Genomic DNA, 19,947 nt, shown 5'->3' on the forward strand with positions numbered 1-19,947 from the left:
GAGATGGAGAACCGTCAAATATCACTTTTACTTTTTCTTAATCTTAGCGTTCAGAATATGCCCGCCTTTCAACCGTTTGTAATATGTCAAAAAAGGCTTGAAGGCATTAACTGCACCCTCAAGCCCTGTTCGATTATTTTATTCAATATCTTCTTACTCACTTTCCAAGCCAACGGCAGTCAACTGTTTAACCAAATTCTGGCGCGCCAATGTAATTCGCTCATCAAGTTCATCTGCGGTGAAGCTTTCGCCGCGATCATCCAGACGCTCGAGAATAATCGGACCTTCAAAATGAACATCCTTCAAAGCAGCAAACAGGGCCGAGAAATCCACATCTCCTGTACCGGGAATCGGAAAGTCAATCTCGGCTCGCTCTCCACGGTGATCTTTGGCAATCAAGGAAACGACCTGTTCAGCAATTGCCGGCATGTCAGCAGCGGGATCAATCCCTTCATAGAATCGAACATTGCCGGGATCGTAGCTAACTTTGACGGAGGCAGAACCGATACTAGCTATAGTTTCAGCCAACTGTTCGGCAGCAGCGGTGTTGCCTGTGTGCGGTTTGATCGAAATAATCAGGTTTCGCTTCTCTGCTTCTTCAGCCACAAGCCGGAATTTGGCGGCGAATGCATCATTCAGCACCTTCATTTCCTCGTCGCTGCGGGGTTCGCTGGGAAACTTGGTATAACTTGTCGTTCCAAGCGACAATACTTCCTCCACGCCTAGCTCCTTCGCAAAATCCAATCGTTGTACAGTATGTTCGATCGGTTGCTTGGGGCCTAATGCATCCGTGCTAACAAGGGTGACAGGCTTCAAGCCATACCGCTCGAGCAGCTCCAGTACACGTGCGGCTTCGCCGGGCTGGCTATCGTCGAAGGTTGGTTTGCCTTCATGAGGCAGACCGAAGGAAACATATTTGTATCCAGCGTTAGCAATCCCTTCAAGCGCCCGCTCAAAGGACACTTTATTGTACACCCACGTCATAACAGCAAGCTTGATCATACCTCGATTCCTCCAGGTATAGAGGTATAGTCTACCTTTACTTCGCGACCTTCCTTCAACGAACGATAAGCGGCCTCGGAGACAGCAATTGTTCTCAAGCCCTCCTCCAGCGTAATCAGAGGCTTCTTATTGTAGCGAATGCAATCGATAAAATGACCGTTCAATCGGGTCCACATGTCGTTGTCGGCGAAGGTTGTCCGCTGCTCAGGTCCGTTGTCATCCTTCAATCTGACTTCGCCGTTGTTGTTAACCACTGTCAGATTCTCTGTAGCTACTCCCGTTATGTCATACTCGACTCGGGTTACCCAAGGTGTGCTTACATGGGCAATTCCGCCATTCGTGAATTTGAGAGCGACGGTGAAAGCATCGGCCACACTGCCTGGAGGAAGCAGATAAGTACCCCCGTACGCAAACACCGACTCGACTTCGCCGCACATCCAGCGCAGCAAGTCATAATCGTGAGAGCCGTGAGAGAAGATCGGCCCTTTGGCGGTCTCATCGTCGAAGTACCAGCTCGGCGTATCGTAATAATGGTCACGGTATTTATCGTATACCTTATGATTCGGATCCAGGAAGTGCGTGCGCATGGACCAGGCTTGAATGGGTTTGCCTGCTCCTTCCCTGGAAACTGCTTCCTGCATAGCCCGATAGGCCGGGGCAAAGCGCAACGGATAACCGACGAATGCCACCAGGTCGGGTCTCCTGGCTCCAGCTGCAACTATTTTTGCGCCATCCTCAACAGAGGTAGCCAGTGCTTTCTCCAGAAACAGATGTTTGCCTGCAGCTAGAACCGCGGTTGCCGCTTCTACATGCAGATGATCCGGTGTTGCCACGTAGACGGCATCCAGATCCTGCGCCAACAGCTCTGCATAGGTGTCATATACAGTTGCCCCAACCTCTTTTGCCAGATGCTGGGCTTTCTCGCGAGAACGATTCTGTACAGCTACTACGCTAACACCAGGCATACCATGCAGTGTACGAGCGTGCAGTGCTCCCATCAGGCCGCATCCGATTAGTCCTACTTTTATCATGTGTGTTACTCCTCTCCCAAGTTGGTCTTATAATTTAACAGTTACACCTTCACTCTCATACATAGCCCATATTGTGCGGTGAGAGTTCATTGCATCATTGCCGTTCGTTTCCGGTGTGGTATCATTCGCGATGGAATCCAGAAAATGATTGACCTCATACAGCACGTTGCCTCCTGGAACCGGTTTGACATATGCTGGACGCTCGTATAATGTTTCACGTCCTTCCTTGGTCACGACCTCCACCTTCCACATATCATTGCTCAATATAATCAGCGCGTCTGTTGTATGGATATGATACCTGGCAGGAGGCTCAGCTACCTTGGTTCCCCAGCTGCATACGAGATGTCCTAACATCCCGCTTTTGAACTCAATCGTGCTGTGTGCCGTTCCTTCCCCTTCCAACCATTCGGTTCCTACGCGAGTTCCCATGGATTGAACCCGATTCGGCTCACCGAACAACCAGAGCAGGATATCTATATAGTGGCAGCCGTGGCTGAACAGGACGCCTCCGCCGAGCGTCTCTTTACGTGAGAACCACGAGGTTGGCGGCATCGGAGGCAGGAAGCCAAGCACCCAACACTGAGCATGAATCGGTGTACCGTATCGTCCGCTGTCGATAACCTCCTTCAACTTGCGCACAGCCGGCAAGTAACGAACCACAAAGGCCAGCATCAGCTTAACGTTGTTCGCCTCTGCAGCTTTGATCAGCTCCAGGCATTCTTCCTCGCTGTTGGCGAGCGGCTTCTCAATCAGCACATGCTTGCCGGCTGCAATCGCTTGAAGCGCTTGCGGTGCATGCAGATGATGAGGCGTACACAAACTGACAGCATCAATTTCGTCCAGAATCGTAGTCCAGTCCGTCGCATATTTGCACCCTAGCTCTTCAGCAAGCTTGGCTGCCTTGGCCTCATCCAGGTCGACGACATACGTCAGTTCCGCGCGCTCAGCCAATTTATACGCATGCGCATGGGCAAGGCCCATATTTAACCCTACAACCGCTGTTCTAATCTTGCTCACATTCCTTGCCTCCTTGGAATACAAATCATGTTTTCGCCTATATCATAGTCCTTGTTTTTACAAAAATATTTGGATTATGCGACATGATTTTTGTACAATCGAACAGTATCTTAACTACTCCTTATCTGCATCATAAAATTCGCTATTTTCGTTGACAAGCTGCCGGATTAGAAGTAAATGTAAAGTAATGATAACCTAGGGATGTGTGAACCATGGAAAGACAAAGACGCTATAAACCTTACAAGCTCAAGGAAGAAATCGCCATAAACAAAATCTATTCCTTTCATTACATTGAATTGACTAAGGATTATGTATACAGAGGGGAGAAGCATGATTTCTGGGAGCTGGTCTATGTGGATAAAGGAGAGGTCGAGATTGTGATTGACGGCCATTCCCGTACCTTTACACAAGGAGAGATGGTGTTTTATGCGCCTAACGCGTTTCACAGCTTGAAGTGCAATCATCGGACTCCGCCGAATTTATTTATAGTATCCTTTGATTGTAAATCGGAGGCCATGCAATATTTTGCGCACAAATCGCTGAGGTTAAGCAACGAGGAGTGTCAGCTTCTATCGATTATTATTGAAGAGGGATTACGCGTGTTTTTCACACCGCCTCGCAAGCGGCACAGAAAGAACCAACCGCTGCGATCCATCGATAAAGTGGCGAATCCCCCATTTGGGTCGGAGCAATTGCTGAAAGTTAATTTGGAAGCCCTACTCATCCGCTTCTATCGCAATGGTGTGGATAATCTGCCCGTACCCAAGCGGCTAACCATTACAAAGGAAACGGAAGAGAAAGGGCTCGCTGCCCGATTGGAGAGTTATATCCAAGAGCATTTGACGGAATCGCTGACGTTGAAGCAAATCGGTAACGATTTCTCACTTAGTAAAACCCACATTACTTCCGTATTCAAGAAATATAACGGTTGCGGAATAATGGAGTATTGGACGCGCCTCCGGATCGAAAGGGCCAAGCTGCTAATTCGCGAGGAAACGTGCAACGTAACCGAAATATCCGAACGGCTCGGTTACGCCAGTGTGCACTATTTCTCCCGACAGTTCAAGAATATTACCGGTATATCTCCCACCGCTTATTTGCGCCGCTTGAAAGCTATTTTGTAAATATAAAGTCGCGTGCAGGGTCGGTTACATGTTCAATGCTTGCTTCCCTGCTTCAAGCACCTTCATTATTCGGTCCACATCGTAGATGCTGCCGCGCCATGTTCCGCCGCTGACCGATTGAAGCGCCGCCCATAAGCGAGTATCATCCGGCAAATCGGAATCGGGAGCGAGTCCTGGATGAGGAGGCCGTTCAGCCAGGACAGCAGCCCCTTCTTCGGGGGACAGCTGTCGGTCTGCATAACCGACAAAATGGACCGTGCCGTTAAGCTGCCTGCAATCAATCTCAATGCTTACCAGATCACCGTCTCTCAACTTGCCGATCGGTCCCCCAGCAAGAGCTTCGGGACCTATGTGTCCGATGCAAGCGCCTGTGGAGACGCCGGAGAAACGGGCATCCGTAATCAAGGACACATACTTACCATAAGACAGATGCTTCAAAGCGGATGTCAACTGGTACGTCTCCTCCATCCCGGTGCCGGATGGTCCGCGGCCGATAAGAGCCATTATGTCGCCGGATTGAATCGCACCGGCTTTAATAGCCGCAATAGCTGATCTCTCCGTTGTAAATACCTTTACCGGACCGGTGTGACGATAGACGCCTTCCTCGTTAACGACGGAAGGATCGATTGAAGTTGATTTGATCACCGAACCTTCAGGGGCAATGTTCCCGGTTGGGAATGTAACAGTAGAAGTCAGGCCGCGTATCGCTGCAAGCTCAGGACTCATAATGACTGTATCCGGGTCGATTCCGTCAACTGCAAGAAGACGTTCTCTCATCCGTTGGCGTCTAGGGGACTGCTCCCACCAATCTAACACGTCTCCCCACGATTGCCCGCTTACCGTCATAGCCTCTTCATGGATGACGCCTAGCTTTCGCAAGTGAAGCATAACCTCTGGAACACCTCCTGCGAGAAACACTCTAACCGTAGGATGATGGACAGGCCCGTTCGGCAGGACACTTACTAACCGCGGCACTTTACGGTTCACTTGGTTCCAGTCTTCCACGGTCGGAATAGGCAGCCCTGCTGCGTGTGCGATCGCCGGAATATGCAGCAGGAGATTCGTCGAGCCTCCGAATGCGGCATGTACTGCCATGGCGTTCGCGATGGCTCCTTCCGTCACGATATCACGAATCTTAAGCCCACGCTCCTCCATGGCGATCACCGCTCGCGCAGACTGCCGGGCCATATCCAGCCATACGTGCTGTCCCGACGGCGCCAGAGCGGCATGAGGCACTGTAAGGCCAAGCGCCTCGGCTACCACTTGGGAAGTCGCAGCGGTGCCAAGGAATTGGCAGCCTCCTCCCGGTGAAGCGCAAGCCCGGCAGCCGAGATCGGCAGCTTCTTCCAGGCTGAGCTCCCCTGCGGCATATCTAGCTCCGATTGTCTGAACCTTACCGGCATCCTCTCCGGATTCTGGGGGAAGTGTCACTCCGCCCGGGACAAGGACAGCTGGCAAATCATGCATGGAGGACAGTGCGAGCATCATCGCGGGCAGTCCTTTGTCACAAGTGGCGACTCCGATCACACCCTTGCGAGTAGGCAGAGAACGAATGAGACGACGAAGAACGATCGCTGCATCATTGCGATAGGGCAACGAGTCGAACATACCGCTCGTACCTTGAGTCCGTCCGTCACAAGGATCACTTACGGCTGCAGCAAAGGGAATTCCTCCCTGGGAAGTAATTTCCTCTGCTGCCGCTTTGGCAAGCAGTCCGATCTCCCAATGTCCGGTATGGTAGCCGAGCGCAATGGGTTCGCCTGTATCGCTGCGTATTCCACCTTGTGTACTCAAGATGAGTATTTGCTTCCCCATCAGGCGCGATGGTTTCCAGCCCATGCCTACATTCTGGGACATCCCGAACAAATCACCGCTTGGATTCTCAGCTAACATCTCAGGCGTCAGCGGCAGCTTTCCTTGCGGGCCGGGGGCTTTTGTTCGAATATCATACCAGCTGTCGTCGTCTTCCCCTATTATCGTATCAAGCGGAAAAGCACTCATCGCCAACCCTCCTTATCGTTAAGCCTTCACGAATACAGTCTTTACATCAGTGAAAAATTCAATGGCTGCCTGTCCCTGCTCCCTCGAATGGGAACTGGACTGCTTCACGCCACCGAACGGAGCTTGCAGCTCCACACCGGCTGTTTCCGCATTAATTCTGATCAGACCTGCATCCATATCCCGGATAAAGGATAACACCCGGCCGATATTGGTCGTATAAATAGAAGCACTGAGCCCATAGTCTACATCATTAGCAAGCTGCACGGCTTCTTCCAGACTATCAGCAGGAATGAGCGTAAGAACAGGTCCGAAGATTTCCTCCTGCGCGATTCTCATCCGCGATGAAACCCCCTCGAAGACGGCTGGAGCAACGAAATAACCGTTTGCTAATGGACCCTCTTCAAGCCTCGTACCGCCGCACAGTAAGTGAGCACCCTCTTCGATACCCAGACGAACATACTCCAGTACCGTATTCATTTGTTTCTCGCTTGCACACGGACCGAGCCATGCCCCTGATTCCATGCCGTTTCCGACAGTCAGCTGCCTTACCTTGGCCAACAACTTCTCCTTAAACGGCTCATATACCTGCCGCATGACGATCACTCTGCTGGTAGCGGTACATTTCTGCCCTGTCGAGCGGATTCCTCCACTCACTGTAGCTTCGACGGCCAGGTCGAGATCTGCATCATCAGCGATCAGGATCGGATTTTTTCCGCCCATCTCAAGCTGATATTTGATTCCGCGGGCAAGAGCCGTTTGTCCCACACGCTTCCCAACTTCATTCGAACCGGTGAACGTAATTCCCTTGACATCCGGATGCTCAGCAAGCGCTTGCCCGATAACAGACCCGCTCCCGGTTACCAGATTCAGAACACCGGCCGGGAAGCCCGCCTCAGCGAAGCACTCCACTACTTTGACCGACGTCACCGACGTTTCTAGTGCTGGCTTAAGCACCACGCTGTTGCCGTATACGAGCGCAGGCGCCATTTTCCAGATTGGAATGGCCACTGGAAAATTCCACGGAGCAATAACCGCTACGACACCTAATGGAGCTCGAGTCGTAAACATGAGCGCTTCGCTGTCGGTTGAAGGGATGACATCGCCAACCTTACGCATGCCTTCTCCCGCATAATAACGCAGGATGGCGATACCGCGGGCTGTTTCTCCCTTCGCTTCCGGGAACGTTTTGCCCATTTCACGGGTCATTGTCTCGGCGATCTCCTCCAGCCGGCGCTCCATCACGTTAGCGGCTTTAAACAAATATTCACCTCTTGCTGCCCCCGACAGCCGCTTCCAGTCCTCCTTCGCTCCCTTCGCAGCAGCGACCGCTTGATCCACATCCGCGCTTACAGACAGCTGCACGTACCCGACAACCTGATGTTTATCCGCCGGATTCAGACTTGGGGCTGTATTCCCGCTTACTGAAGCGGTCCATTCCCCTGCCACGTAATTGAAATAAAGGTTTGCTTCATTATTTCTACTCATGCTCAGATCCTCCTGATCAGGTTCAATTATGATTCCTTACTTCTACTTCATTGACAAGCGTTCCAAGTCCGGTAATCGAAATCTCTATACGGTCGCCTTCCTCCAGCGTGAAATCGTTCGGCGGGACGATGCAAGTTCCCGTAAGCAGCACAGTCCCTTCGAATAAATCATTATCGCGTTTGAGAAAACCCACCAGCTCCTCCAGCTTGCGCTTCAACTGACCTGTGTTAGCGCTTCCTTCAAAAAGTAGCGATCCGCCCCGGAAGATACGGCAAATGATTTGCAGGTCATAAGGGTCCGCAACAGCTTCGACCAATCTTACTGCAGGGCCGATTGAACAGGAACGGCTCCAAACCTTGGCTTGCGGCAAGTAGAGCGGATTCTCTCCTTCGATATCGCGGCAGCTCATATCGTTGCCGATTGTATACCCGACAATAATTCCTTCGCTGTCTAGCACAAGTCCGAGCTCCGGCTCCGGCACCTGCCACACGGAGTCGCTTCGCAATCGAACGTATTCGTTCGGACCTACAGTCCGTGCCGCCGTTGATTTCATGAACAGCTCCGGCCTTACCGCGTCGTACACCTTGTCATAGAACGTAGCAGCATCCAGACGGCCTCCCGTTGCTTCGTAGTTGCGGGCTTCACGGCTTCTCTGGTAGGTGACGCCTGCTGCCCATACCTCCGGCGCCTCGACAGGTGTAACAAGGTGGATCGGTATTCCCGTCAAATTAACCCCCAACCCTTGCTGCAAGTATTGCTCCACCCACATCATCGCCGATTGTCCTGCTGTTCGAGCAGTCCGCAGTAAATCGAAGAGATCCTCGAACGGCAAAGCATACCTTTCTCCGTTATCCAGATGTGCTGCCAGTTGAATGGCTCCAATCTCGTTCCGATACCTTTCAATATTCATAATAGCGCCTCCATTTGTTCTATAATATAGAACTATGTTCTATATTATAGTTATAGAAAAAGGTTTAGAGCCCGTATTTCGGTTATTCCAAACCTAAATCGACTTATGCCCGAAAGCCCAGATCAGAGGAAATATCGTCTGCTGCCCTCTGAATCATTCTCACATAGCTTTCCAGCTCCTCCTGACTCACACTCACTACCATGGTGGAGATGCTAATGGCTGCTGTTACTCCGCCCCCATAACCACGAACAGGAACCGCCGCGCAACGCACGCCTAATTCATTCTCTTGATCGTCTACTGCGTAACCTTTACTCCTCACAGTCGACAATTCTTTAAGAAATGCGGCTTGATCTGTAATTGTGTACGGCGTCTGCGGGGTGAATGGATATCCCTTCAACATTTTCGCCAGAACTTCCTGCTCACGAAACGCGGTCAACACCTTGCCAACCGCACTGCTGTGCAGAGGAACTCTTCGACCGATTCTGGAATATCGGATGGCCGCGAGCTCTCCTTCCACCTTTTCAATATAAACACCCTCTTGTCCGTCAAGAATGACCAGATGCACGGTCTGACCTGTTTGCGCGGACACCTTCTTCAAATAAGGCAGCGAAGCGGTTCTTATATCCATAGAGCCTAGCAGCAGACCGCTCTTCACCAAATAGGTCAGGCCCAAACGGTATTTGCCGCTATCTGCATCTTGATCGATGTAACCGTGCATCTGCAGCGTCTTGAGCAGCGAGTGAACCGTACTCTTATGTAGTCCCATTCGATCGCTAATTTCCGTGATTTTCAGCAGTGGGGTCGCTTCCGTAAACAAATCTACGATCTTAAACGCCCGATCCAGAGCTTGAATAATAGGCATAATGTTATGCGCCTTTCTTGTAAATGTGTTCTATATTATAAAACTCAGTTCTCATAATAATTTTACTGGAGTCTCCAATAAATTACAATACCAATTCTCTTAATTACTGATCAGCTTTACTTTAATTGCAATACAGCAACTAATTCCCTCACGAGTCCACTTTTTGGCTTCTATCTCAACTATAATTGCTTTTCTGCAACTAAATTGGCCCCAACCACCCCGTATGCTCTAATTAATTGCTTTAATGCAACTAAATCTACCCAGCACGCTTCAAACTTTTGCAGCAGAACTCCACCATACTAAATAAAGCAGCCTGATGGCTGCTTTATCCTGAATCCAGTTTTATCCGATCGCTACAGTTTTGTACTCCTGGCATGCCAAGCATGTTGACACATCCACACATGTCGGGTTCATCGTCCCTGTGAACTTGGTACAGTAGATGGGTGTTTTGTATTCCACGTTCGGAGAGATCATTAAACAATATGCACAGTTCCCTATTAATTCGATAGTTAACCGATGCAAATCTACTTTTAGCTGTCTTACTTCATCCACAATAACACCCTCCATCTATATATCCTATAGAAAAGACACTGCCCATAGACAGCGTCCTTGAGAGTACGCTTGGGCAACCCGGCTGTCATAGCTTTCGCAGTAGACCCGTGGCTTTGCGACCCTGTCTTTCGAGCAGGTTTGCCTAATTCCTTCCGAAGAACAAATTATAAATCCGTGACTATAGTAACATACATTAAAAATCCGATTAATAGGTACTAGGACCTATAAAATAAAATTCGAGCTCAATAAAGCTTCTGAGCTACAAATCGTAGCCTTACATAATCCATTTTCCAAGATCCGTCACTCCATAGCTTAGCTCGAACTAGATCAGTCGTTTCCTTGTATACTAGCTCAATCTGCTCTGGATTCAACCCTGTGGTAAACACTCCGCAAAACATGTCCAGCCAATGTCTTAAACCGTTCTCACCATCGGTCAATACAGTTGGCCGATCAAAGGTTACGAGATTACGCACGATGAAGCCTTGGGCTTCCAAGATTGTAGCATATTGTCCGGCTGAAGGGAAGAACCATGGATTGCGGGCTGCAGCATCCACGCCATGGCTCCTAAGCACTTGCGACAAAGCATCAACGATGTGCCTTACGTTGCCTTGCGAGCCGAATTCTCCCACGAATCGGCCTCCTGATTCTAAGGCCCCCCATACCCCGCGAATCACATTTGCAGGTTGTCTCATCCAATGCAAGGCCGCATTAGAGAATACAGCACTGTAAGTACCCTCAACATGTAAATTTTCTGCGTCTGCTACATGAAAGGAGAGATGAGGATACTTACTTCTCGCCTTTAAGATCATCTCACTTGAAGAATCTATCCCTGTCACATCTACACCGCTCTCAGCAATTTGTGCGCTCAAATCTCCCGTTCCACAACCCAGATCCAGAATCCGTTCGCCTTGAAGGGGATTCAGCCAATCGATCACACTCCTGCCATATTCCGATACAAAGCCAAGGCTGCCATCGTACAGCTGCGGGTTCCACATATTGGTGTGCTTTTCGTTTTCAGATTGCCTCATTTCATTGTCCTCCTATAATCATTTGTGGTTAAAGAAGTGCTCCTGTATGCCCTCTAACTTGTATTTTGAGCCTTACTCTGTTATAAGTCTAATATATAGAACCTTTAGATATAATAGGTATTTCCTATAGAAGAAATGGAGGTAATAGCTTGATGAACGCTACACCTCATCAGCAAACGATTGCCATCATTATGGCACATCCAGACGATGAAACATTCACTAGCGCAGTAACGATCCACCAAGTTGTGCAACAAGGACATCGGGTTGTGTGTCTTCTAGCTACGAATGGTGAAGCCGGCAAGAGCGGCCGGTTGAAGCCCATGACCAAGGATGAGCTATCCATTAAACGCCGGGAGGAAATGACCAAGGCCGCATCCGTGCTAGGACTTGCCGAAGTTCGATATCTGGGTTATCCGGACGGACGACTAGCCTCTGTTGACCGGAATTTATTACGTGATCAGGTTGCCCAATTCATTCGCGATACTTCAGCCGATATCATCATCACATTTCCCGAGGATGGAATCAGTGGCCATAAGGATCACACGGCCATTCATCATGCCGTCCGCGAAGTTGTGACAGCACGAGAGTGTCCAAGTGTACGCAAGCTGTACTACGCAGCAAGTCCTGTGCTGCTCGCTGCGGGATATCTCCCTTCCATCAGCTATAATGTAATGCCTTATTGGACGGTCAAGAAACAAGCCCTGCTTGCACACGAATCACAGATCTTATCTATAGAGCGTGTCTTCGGTTCCATGGGGGACGAGAGCACCATTCATGAGGGTAAACGCGAGGAGAAGTTTATTCTGGCTTGGGAGAATGGCGTGCCATTTCCGGTCAAAAACGAGTCCAGTCTTACAGAATAGATGATTCGTAAAGCTACATTCTCTATGTCAATCGAGAAGTTACATTCGCAAATGATCTACCAGCGTACAAAGAAGAAAGCCGGGCATACAGCAAAGTCTTGGCGATTAAGTCCAGTTGGCGCGCGGAAGTGCAGGAAGGTGGGCTACAACCGCTGTTGTACTTGAATTCTTTGATTATATTTTTATGGTGAGAATTCAAGTACAAAGGCGGACGCTTTCGCTTTTCCGCTCCACCTCCCCGCCCTTTTCTGGTCGACTTTTCTTTAGGGAGTTGCGATTTCATACACCCCTAAAGCGGATTTTCCGCTCTACAGCAATCGCTCAACCCTCTAATTCACCCCTAAAGCGGATTTTCCGCTCTACAGCAATCGTTCAACCCTTTAATTCACCCCTAAAGCGGATTTTCCGCTCTACAGCAATCGCTCAACTCTCTAATTCACTCCTAAAGCGGATTTTCCGCTCTACAGCAATCACTCAACCCTCTAATTCACCCCTAAAGCGGATTTTCCGCTCTACTAAAAATTAAAAGAGTGGAACCTTCAGTTCCACCCCTAATACTACCTGTACGTGAAGAAGGCCCGAAACCGCTATTACATAGCAGCTCCGAGCCTGATCCATCACCGATTCAACAAGCTGCCTACATACCGCAGCAATTCGTTCGCCGATCCTGTCGTATACCCATGTTCATCAACAAGCCGCTTGATCACTTCGTTGATTTTCTTCAACTGGTTCTCATCCGGTGTTTTGGTCGAGGTTGTAATCTTCACGATATCCTTCAAATCGGTGAACAGCTTCTTCTCGATCGCTTCGCGCAGACGCTCATGGCTGCCATGCTCGAATCGCTTCCCTTTGCGGGAATATGTGGACATCCGAATCAGTATCTCTTCACGGAATGCCTTCTTCGCATTCTCCGATACCCCGATCTGTTCCTCAATGGACCGCATGAGCCGCTCATCCGGATCCATCTCTTCACCGGTCAGAGCATCTTTGATTTTTTGCCAATTGCAGTAAGCTTCTATATTATCCAGATAGTTGTTGAACAAAGTCTTGGCAGACTCCTCATAGGAATAGACGAATGCTTTCTGAACTTCCTTCTTCGCCAGCTCATCATACTCTTTACGAGCTACAGATATGAAATTCAGATATCGCTCCCTTTCCTCCTTGTTGATAGACGGATGCTGATCCAACCCGTCCTTCAGAGCGCGGAGCACATCAAGGGCATTGATGAATTCCAGGTTTTGACGAATCAGGGCGCTGGATATACGGTTGATGACATAACGCGGATCAATCCCGGTCATACCTTCTTCGATATATTCGTTCTGCATCTCCTTGAGATCAGCGTCTTTGTAGCCTTCCACTGTTTCTCCATCATATAACCGCATCTTTTTGGTCAAGTCCATCCCTTGTTTCTTGGACTCCTTAAGACGTGTCATTACGGAGAAGATCGCAGCCGCTCGAAGAGAATGTGGCGCGATATGTATATGCTTCATGTCACTTTGCTGGATCAGCTTGCGATATATTTTCTCCTCCTCTGATACCTTCAGATTATAGGGGACGGGCATTACGATCATACGGGATTGAAGAGCTTCATTCTTCTTGTTGGCGATAAATGATCTATACTCCGATTCATTCGTGTGCGCCACTATGAGCTCATCAGCCGAGATCAACGCGAAGCGACCTGCTTTGAAGTTGCCTTCCTGCGTAAGGGATAACAAATTCCAGAGAAATTTCTCATCACATTTGAGCATTTCCTGGAATTCCATCAGTCCTCGATTCGCTTTGTTCAATTCCCCGTCGAATCGATATGCTCGAGGATCTGACTCTGTACCGAATTCAGTAATGGTCGAGAAATCAATACTCCCTGTCAAATCAGCGATATCCTGTGACTTCGGATCAGATGGACTGAACGTACCAATCCCGACACGCTCCTCCTCGGAGAGAAAGATTCGTTCGATCATCATTTCCTCGATCCGGCCGCCATACTCCGTCTTCACCCGCATTTGACAGGAGGGACACAGGCTGCCCTCAATCTTAACATTCAACTCCTGCTCGATAACCGCACGGAGCTGATTGGGTACGAGATGCAGCGGCTCCTCATGCATCGGACACCCTTTAATTGCGTACAAGGCTCCTTCCGGAGTACGTGAATATCGTTCCATCCCCCGCTTAAGCATAGTAACAAGTGTTGATTTTCCGCCGCTGACAGGACCCATTAGCAGAAGAATCCGTTTCTTCACATCGAGGCGCCTGGCAGCGGAGTGGAAATATTCTTCAACCAGCTTCTCCACGGTTCGGTCGAGTCCGAATATTTCATCCTCGAAAAATTTGTATCTTTTCTTTCCATTCTCTTCAGTAATCCCATGCCAAGCAATCATATCGTACACGCGTGAATGCGCAGTTTTGGCTACACCGGGATTGGCTCTGACAATTTCAATGTACTCAGCAAACGTTCCGGTCCATGCTGCTTGCTCCTGCTCCCGACGGTGCTCCGAAATTCGTTTAAAAATGTCCATGGTGCCCTCCTCTCGTCTGTACACGGCTTGACACGCTTCCATAAAGTTAGATTTGCAGTGTATTACATCCATATGCACAGAACCCGTTGAAGTTGCCCATTAATTTGCTTGAAATCCGTTCAACTTTATTATTATGATATAGTATATGACTATATTGTCAGGAAACATGACATAAACAGTTGAAAACTGGAGAAGGAGAGACATAGATGGCCATACAGAGCGAAACGGAACTATATCCTCCTATCAAAAACTACTTGGAAACGCTAGGCTACGAGGTGAAGGGTGAAGTCAAACATTGCGATCTAGTCGCTATCCGAGGGGATGAGCCCCCTATCATCGTGGAGTTGAAGAAAACGCTAAACCTGCCGCTCCTGATCCAAGGGATCGATCGACTGCAGCAATCGGATACTGTGTATCTAGCTGTTGAGCTCCCTGCTACAGGACGGGCTCCCCATCAGCTTAGATGGTCCGATCTTACCCGCTTATGCCGTATGCTTGGTTTGGGCTTAATGACGGTGCGCTTCTTTTCAAGACGGAAGCCAAAGGTCGAGGTTCTCTGCCATCCTGAGCCATACAAGCCGCGACGAAGCAAGATCAAGGCTGCCAAGCTAGTCTATGAATTCAAGGAACGCACAGGGGATTATAATGTGGGGGGCAGCTCGAAACGCAAGCTGTTTACGGCTTATCGCGAGAAGGCTCTGCATTGTGCCTATTGGCTCCAACAAAGCGGTCCGTCTAGTCCTCGCCAGCTGCGCGAATGGACAGAGAATAGCAAGGTCCAATTCCTGCTGCGTGACAATCACTACGGGTGGTTTATGCGTATTGAGCGGGGCGTCTATCAGTTGACGGGAGTCGGGGAGCAAGCTTTGGAGCTATATAAGGACATACTAGCGGATGTGCTAGTCAGTCGCGGCCGCTCGATTCATGCGGAGTCAGACATTGTAATTGTAGAAGCTGAGATAGCAACAAATGATGAAAACTCGAAACTTTCAAATTATATTAAAAAATAGGAGGAATGATCCTAGTCTATCGCGTATAAATATAGTAGTAGAACAAATATATAACTTCAGATGACAAATTCCGACATGGCGGGTGCGGCGTATGAAAAATAGGTTGCTTGTTGGCTGCTTGATAATAGGGATCACGGCCGCTTCTGGCCTTTCAGCATGTAGCAGTAAGAAAAGTGCCTCGGACACAGCCGTTCCATCACCTTCTGTTCAAAGCGTTATGGAAGCTCCAACAGCAAGTCCGCATTTCATTGCATCACCGCCACGACCTATAGAGAACAAAGAGGTAGGGACCGCAAGCAACCATTCACCCGATTCCAAATCGGAGACAATCGTAGATTTAAGCAAGACGCCTGCTCCAACTGACAAACCGGCAGCAGCAATTATTCCTGTCACACCAACTCCTACACCAACACCTAAGCCAAAATCAACAGCCCGTGTCATCCGAATTCCTGTTTTAAACTATCACAGCATTGGCAATCAACCTAATAATAATGCGGTCCTCAGCCCCAAAAATTTGGACGCGCAAATGGATTACTTGTCCAAAGAAGGGTATACAACACTAACACTCCGACAATTTATTGATATATGGCAAGGTAAAATAGAAGCGCCTTCAAAATCGGTTTTACTTACATTCGACGACGGATACGCGGATAATTACCACGAAGCAATGCCCATCTTGAAGAAATACAATTTCAAAGCAACATTGTTCATGTCGCCAGGGTCAGTGGGGGATGGGTGGTATATTGATTGGGAGCAAGCCAAGGAGCTGCATGAATCAGGCTGGGATATACAGCCTCACGGCATGACTCATCCTTATCTGAACAAACTCACGTTGGATAATCAAAGAACTGAAATCGAAGAATCAGCAAGGCTTATTGAAGAAAAGCTGGGGATCAAGGCAGAAGTGTTCTGTTACCCTTATGGTGTCTACAATAAAGATACATTGAAGATATTAACTGATAATCACTATAAATTAGCATTTACGATTGATCAGGGATATGCCGAGACTAGTCAGAATCCACTTACTCTTAAGAGATTGTTCATTGGCGGCAAAGACTCGCTTGATACCTTTATCACTAAATTAACGAAAAGCTGACATATTGAACTGCTTCAGCCTTGCTGCTGCATTTGCTGCAACGCTTTGTTCATCCAGATGGCGGCTTGACTGCCTTCACCCATGGCGATTGTCACTTGTTCTGCATGTACGGCTACATCTCCTGCTGCCCATACATTGCTGATATTCGTCATCTTTGTTCTAGGATTAGTAACGATATGCCGATTCTCCAGACGCTCGATTCGGAGTTGCTCGGCTAATTGCGAATGGACCTGGTTACCGCCGAAAGCGATAAACCCTCGTTCACCCGTGATCATTCTACCTGAGTCTCTTAAGCGTACTCCTTGAAAGCAACCGTCGTCCTTTTCCAATACACACTCTATGGGCTCGGCTATAAGCTCAATTGCATGCTGATTTAAATCTTGAAGCACTTTTGGAGAGATTTCCGTTTGCTCATGATTCACATACACCAGCTTGTCAGTCCAGTGCTTAAGCACGATTGCCATATTAGCTCCAACGTCACCCGAACCGAGAACAATTGTATGTTTCCCTTTAATCTCATATCCATCGCAATCGGGGCATACATATACCGACTTCCCTAGACACACTTCCAGACCTTGCAATGGAGGAAACCGATCAAGTATACCTGTAGCCAGTAAAAGGGTACGAGCCTTGTATATTTCACTTGCTTTACCCCTCAACGAGAATCCGTTGCCATCAGCATCGATAGGAGAAGCATGGGTAATCTCGTCCGTTACGAACTTAACTCCGACAGCTTGAGCTTGTTGCTTGCCGAGTCTGCGAAGCTCTGCTCCGGATATCCCGTCTGGCCATCCTAGAATGTTATGATAGCTTCGGCATAACGTCGATCGTCCTCGACCTGCATCGATAACGAGTACACGGTAACCGTATCGACCTAGTTGCAATGCTGCTTGAAGGCCAGCAATTCCTCCGCCTACAATAATTCCGTCAGCATCAAAGTCCATATCAAGCTTATTCAATTCGATTCTACCTCCATATTCATTCTTGTTCGGTAATCGTCCGTGAAGATTGGGATTGCCTATTTAGTATGTACAAGAGTGCGATGAACAAGTAAAAGCCTCAACCTGATTCGTTGGAGGCTCTTCTTGTTTACTTCTCTTATTGTTCTGAGCGAAGTCCTTGATTATACCCGAGAAGTACTTCTCTGATTCGCGAAGAATCGGAAGCAAGCAGAGGACTGCGCACTTCGCTGCTCGAGAAAATACCTAGATGTTGGAACAACGCTTTTGTAGTGGGTATCTCATCCCCAGGTCCGAACATGCTGATAAAGGGCAGCAGTTTCTCGCTGTAGAGTCGGAAGCTGTCCTCGACTTGGCCGCTTCGGAACAGCTCCCAGCAGCGTCGGAATGCTTCTGGGTAGATGATCGGAGCAATGATCATGCTGCCGTCAACTCCTGCTACGAAAGCTCGGAAGCAAATGATGTCGTCTCCTCCGAATACAGTCAGCTTCGTCAATTGCTTGAGCTTGCGAATTTTCTCGAAACTGTGATCGGTCATCTTAATCGCGGTGATTCGCGGAACCGCTTCAGCAAGTTGAATCAGATCATGGGTAGTGAATCGAGTGGCCGTGGTGACAGGATTATCATAGAACACAATGTCCAGGCCGGTTCGTTCCGCTAACTGACCAACGTAATCGATTACCATTCCTAAGGAGTTGGGAAAATAGTAAGGGCTTGGCACGAGAGCTGCCTTAACACCTGATTCGACTGCTGTAAGACCAATCTCGACGGCTTCGTCCAGACAAGTATGGCCTAATCCAACAACCAGATGTTTATCGGCAGGGGTAATAGAAGCGACATAACGAATCACTTGCTCTCGCTCTGCACGGGCCATCGCAGGTGCTTCTCCAGTGCTGCCGCATACTACATACCCGTCTACATCAGCCAAAGTATGCTCCAGAAGTTTATCGAATCCCGCAAGATCCACTTTTCCATTTAAGAAGGGAGTAGGGATGACTGGAATATTGCCTTGCATCTTCATGAGGACACCATCCTATGGCATTATTTTTGATATACCAAAAATATATTCAATATATCGAACTAAATTCAATATATCATTCGTTATGTTCATCGTCAACAAAAAAGAAAGCTCCGAAAGATACAGCATAGTGCTTCTGCATCTCCGGAGCTTGTTGCATTTTTATTTTTTCACTTTGAGCTTTTCCCATGTTGATTGGAACTCCGTTAACATCTGATCCCGTGTGGCTTTCCCTGCCACGTATTTCTGCATGCTTCCACCGAATTCCTGTGTAGCTCCTTCCGGATATTTCGGCCAATGCCAGCCGAGAGCCTTGCCTTCCTTGCTATATCGCAGCACTTCAGTTGCAATATCGCCCAAATCAGCAGGGTTAGCTTCAATATTGGCGAAGGCTGGAATAAATTTGAATTCCTTCGTCATATACCGTTTACCTGTGTCCGAGCTAACCATCCAATTCAGGAATTCCTTCGCTTCTGGTTTGACTTTAGAATTTTTATTGACGACCCAGTTGTTAGGAACACCCACGAATATATTGTCATTCAGCTTAGCATCCTCATTAATCGGCATCGGCATAAGACCAAGCTTCATGTTAGGATTGATTTTGTTAATTTGCACTTGTGTCCAGTTCCCTTGTTGAATAATCGCGGTCTGACCGGAAGCAAACAGGGATACCTGGGTATTATAATCAGTTGTCAGCGGATTCTTGTTCCCGTATTTGACTGTAAGGTCTAGTAGATTCGTCCAGTCTTCGAACAGTTTATTGCCGGTGAATTTGGCCGTCCCGTCTGATAGTCCTTTGATGAATTGATCCGGATTAGGCTGTTTGGCCACCGCATTGTTCATGTTATGAATGCCTAGAATCCACCATTCCTGATAGCCATTTGCGAAAGCTGTTATCCCTGCAGCCTTCAGCTTCTCCGCCAATTCGGTCAGTTGACTCAAGGTTTTGGGCAGCTCCTTGATCCCTGCTTTCTCGAACAGTTCTTTATTATACACGAAGCCATAACCTTCGATGTTCATCGGCTGACCATATAGCTTGCCATTCTTAGTCATCGGCGCCTTGGCAATCTCTATCGTATCCTTGACCCATGGCTGGTCGGACAAATCCTCAAGATGCTCCATCCATGTGTCTGCTTCTGCAAAGCCTCCGTTATTGAATATATCCGGTGTTTCTCCTGATGCGAACTTGGATTTCAGGGCGGCTCCATAATCCGCTCCACCACCGACCGTTTCGATCTGCAGCTTCACGCCTGGATGCGTTTTCTCATATTCTTCCTTCATTTTCGCTAATTGCTCGGATATTTCAACTTTGAACTGAAAGATTTTTACGGTTTTTGTACCATTCGTTCCACCTGTACCTTGATCGGTTCCAGACTCCGGTTTATCCCCGCATCCCACAGCCGCCGTAGCAAGCATAATCGTTGTTAAAGCTAATAGCCCTAATTTTTTCATTATTGCCGAGCCCCCTAAAAGTTA

17 protein-coding genes and 1 riboswitch are annotated in these 19,947 nt (G+C 48.5%); of the genes, 4 read left to right on the forward strand and 13 right to left on the reverse strand.

The window, feature by feature from the left end; genetic code table 11:
* Positions 1–153: 153 nt before the first annotated feature.
* Genes AC58QD_RS22605 through AC58QD_RS22615 form a run of 3 tightly spaced genes read right to left on the reverse strand, consistent with a single transcriptional unit; the run spans position 154 to position 3,050 of the window.
* The gene (locus AC58QD_RS22605; protein ID WP_497337267.1) at positions 154–1,002 is read right to left on the reverse strand and encodes a sugar phosphate isomerase/epimerase family protein; all 849 of its coding nucleotides are present in this window, start codon (positions 1,000–1,002) and stop codon (positions 154–156) included.
* Positions 999–2,033 carry a Gfo/Idh/MocA family protein gene (locus AC58QD_RS22610; RefSeq protein ID WP_497337268.1) on the reverse strand — a complete coding sequence of 345 codons (1,035 nt, stop codon included), beginning with the start codon at positions 2,031–2,033 and terminating at the stop codon, positions 999–1,001. Before AC58QD_RS22610 ends, AC58QD_RS22605 begins: the two co-directional genes overlap by 4 nt.
* Positions 2,034–2,060: 27 nt before the next feature.
* On the reverse strand, positions 2,061–3,050 hold the full coding sequence (locus AC58QD_RS22615) for a Gfo/Idh/MocA family protein (protein WP_497337269.1): 990 nt from the start codon (positions 3,048–3,050) through the stop codon (positions 2,061–2,063).
* Between the two features lie 212 nt (positions 3,051–3,262).
* Between AC58QD_RS22615 and AC58QD_RS22620 the strand changes: the two genes are divergently transcribed.
* The gene (locus AC58QD_RS22620; protein WP_497337270.1) at positions 3,263–4,174 is read left to right on the forward strand and encodes a helix-turn-helix domain-containing protein; all 912 of its coding nucleotides are present in this window, start codon (positions 3,263–3,265) and stop codon (positions 4,172–4,174) included.
* A gap of 24 nt (positions 4,175–4,198) precedes the next feature.
* On the opposite strand, the gene AC58QD_RS22625 is transcribed toward AC58QD_RS22620, so the two are convergent.
* From AC58QD_RS22625 to AC58QD_RS22650, 6 genes are all read right to left on the reverse strand, one after another.
* On the reverse strand, positions 4,199–6,175 hold the full coding sequence (locus tag AC58QD_RS22625) for a YjhG/YagF family D-xylonate dehydratase (RefSeq protein WP_497337271.1): 1,977 nt from the start codon (positions 6,173–6,175) through the stop codon (positions 4,199–4,201).
* A gap of 18 nt (positions 6,176–6,193) precedes the next feature.
* Positions 6,194–7,660: an alpha-ketoglutaric semialdehyde dehydrogenase GucD gene (gene gucD / locus AC58QD_RS22630; protein ID WP_497337272.1), complete on the reverse strand. Its 1,467-nt coding sequence runs from the start codon at positions 7,658–7,660 to the stop codon at positions 6,194–6,196.
* Positions 7,661–7,682: 22 nt separating this feature from the next.
* Positions 7,683–8,570 (reverse strand): fumarylacetoacetate hydrolase family protein, encoded by an 888-nt coding sequence (locus tag AC58QD_RS22635; RefSeq protein WP_497337273.1) that lies wholly within the window; start codon positions 8,568–8,570, stop codon positions 7,683–7,685.
* Positions 8,571–8,673: 103 nt separating this feature from the next.
* Positions 8,674–9,432 carry an IclR family transcriptional regulator gene (locus AC58QD_RS22640; protein WP_497337274.1) on the reverse strand — a complete coding sequence of 253 codons (759 nt, stop codon included), beginning with the start codon at positions 9,430–9,432 and terminating at the stop codon, positions 8,674–8,676.
* Between the two features lie 342 nt (positions 9,433–9,774).
* On the reverse strand, positions 9,775–9,984 hold the full coding sequence (locus AC58QD_RS22645) for a hypothetical protein (RefSeq protein WP_497337275.1): 210 nt from the start codon (positions 9,982–9,984) through the stop codon (positions 9,775–9,777).
* Between the two features lie 69 nt (positions 9,985–10,053).
* Positions 10,054–10,137, reverse strand: a riboswitch (cyclic di-GMP riboswitch).
* 89 nt (positions 10,138–10,226) lie between these two features.
* The gene (locus AC58QD_RS22650; RefSeq protein WP_497337276.1) at positions 10,227–11,012 is read right to left on the reverse strand and encodes a class I SAM-dependent methyltransferase; all 786 of its coding nucleotides are present in this window, start codon (positions 11,010–11,012) and stop codon (positions 10,227–10,229) included.
* Positions 11,013–11,164: 152 nt separating this feature from the next.
* Here AC58QD_RS22650 and AC58QD_RS22655 point away from each other — a divergent pair, with 152 nt between their 5' ends.
* Positions 11,165–11,875, forward strand: coding sequence for a PIG-L deacetylase family protein (locus AC58QD_RS22655; protein WP_497337277.1), 711 nt, complete (start codon positions 11,165–11,167; stop codon positions 11,873–11,875).
* A 617-nt stretch (positions 11,876–12,492) separates the two neighbouring features.
* On the opposite strand, the gene AC58QD_RS22660 is transcribed toward AC58QD_RS22655, so the two are convergent.
* Positions 12,493–14,388, reverse strand: a complete 1,896-nt coding sequence (locus AC58QD_RS22660; protein WP_497337278.1) for a PrkA family serine protein kinase — start codon at positions 14,386–14,388, stop codon at positions 12,493–12,495.
* Between the two features lie 206 nt (positions 14,389–14,594).
* On the opposite strand from AC58QD_RS22660, the gene AC58QD_RS22665 reads away from it, so the two are divergent.
* Together AC58QD_RS22665 and AC58QD_RS22670 are read left to right on the forward strand one after the other, a co-directional pair.
* On the forward strand, positions 14,595–15,398 hold the full coding sequence (locus AC58QD_RS22665) for a DUF2161 domain-containing phosphodiesterase (RefSeq protein ID WP_497337279.1): 804 nt from the start codon (positions 14,595–14,597) through the stop codon (positions 15,396–15,398).
* Between the two features lie 91 nt (positions 15,399–15,489).
* Entirely contained in the window at positions 15,490–16,494 is a 1,005-nt protein-coding gene (locus AC58QD_RS22670) for a polysaccharide deacetylase family protein (RefSeq protein WP_497337280.1), read from the forward strand.
* Positions 16,495–16,508: 14 nt separating this feature from the next.
* Here the strand turns inward: AC58QD_RS22670 and AC58QD_RS22675 are convergent, their stop codons facing one another.
* The 3 genes from AC58QD_RS22675 to AC58QD_RS22685 all read right to left on the reverse strand — a co-directional run bounded on the left by AC58QD_RS22675 (position 16,509) and on the right by AC58QD_RS22685 (position 19,923).
* Positions 16,509–17,438: an NAD(P)/FAD-dependent oxidoreductase gene (locus AC58QD_RS22675; RefSeq protein ID WP_497337358.1), complete on the reverse strand. Its 930-nt coding sequence runs from the start codon at positions 17,436–17,438 to the stop codon at positions 16,509–16,511.
* Between the two features lie 154 nt (positions 17,439–17,592).
* Positions 17,593–18,474: a dihydrodipicolinate synthase family protein gene (locus AC58QD_RS22680; protein ID WP_497337281.1), complete on the reverse strand. Its 882-nt coding sequence runs from the start codon at positions 18,472–18,474 to the stop codon at positions 17,593–17,595.
* 159 nt (positions 18,475–18,633) lie between these two features.
* The gene (locus tag AC58QD_RS22685; protein WP_497337282.1) at positions 18,634–19,923 is read right to left on the reverse strand and encodes an ABC transporter substrate-binding protein; all 1,290 of its coding nucleotides are present in this window, start codon (positions 19,921–19,923) and stop codon (positions 18,634–18,636) included.
* Positions 19,924–19,947 lie beyond the last annotated feature (24 nt).

Source organism: Paenibacillus sp. J2R1T-4, assembly GCF_059692235.1.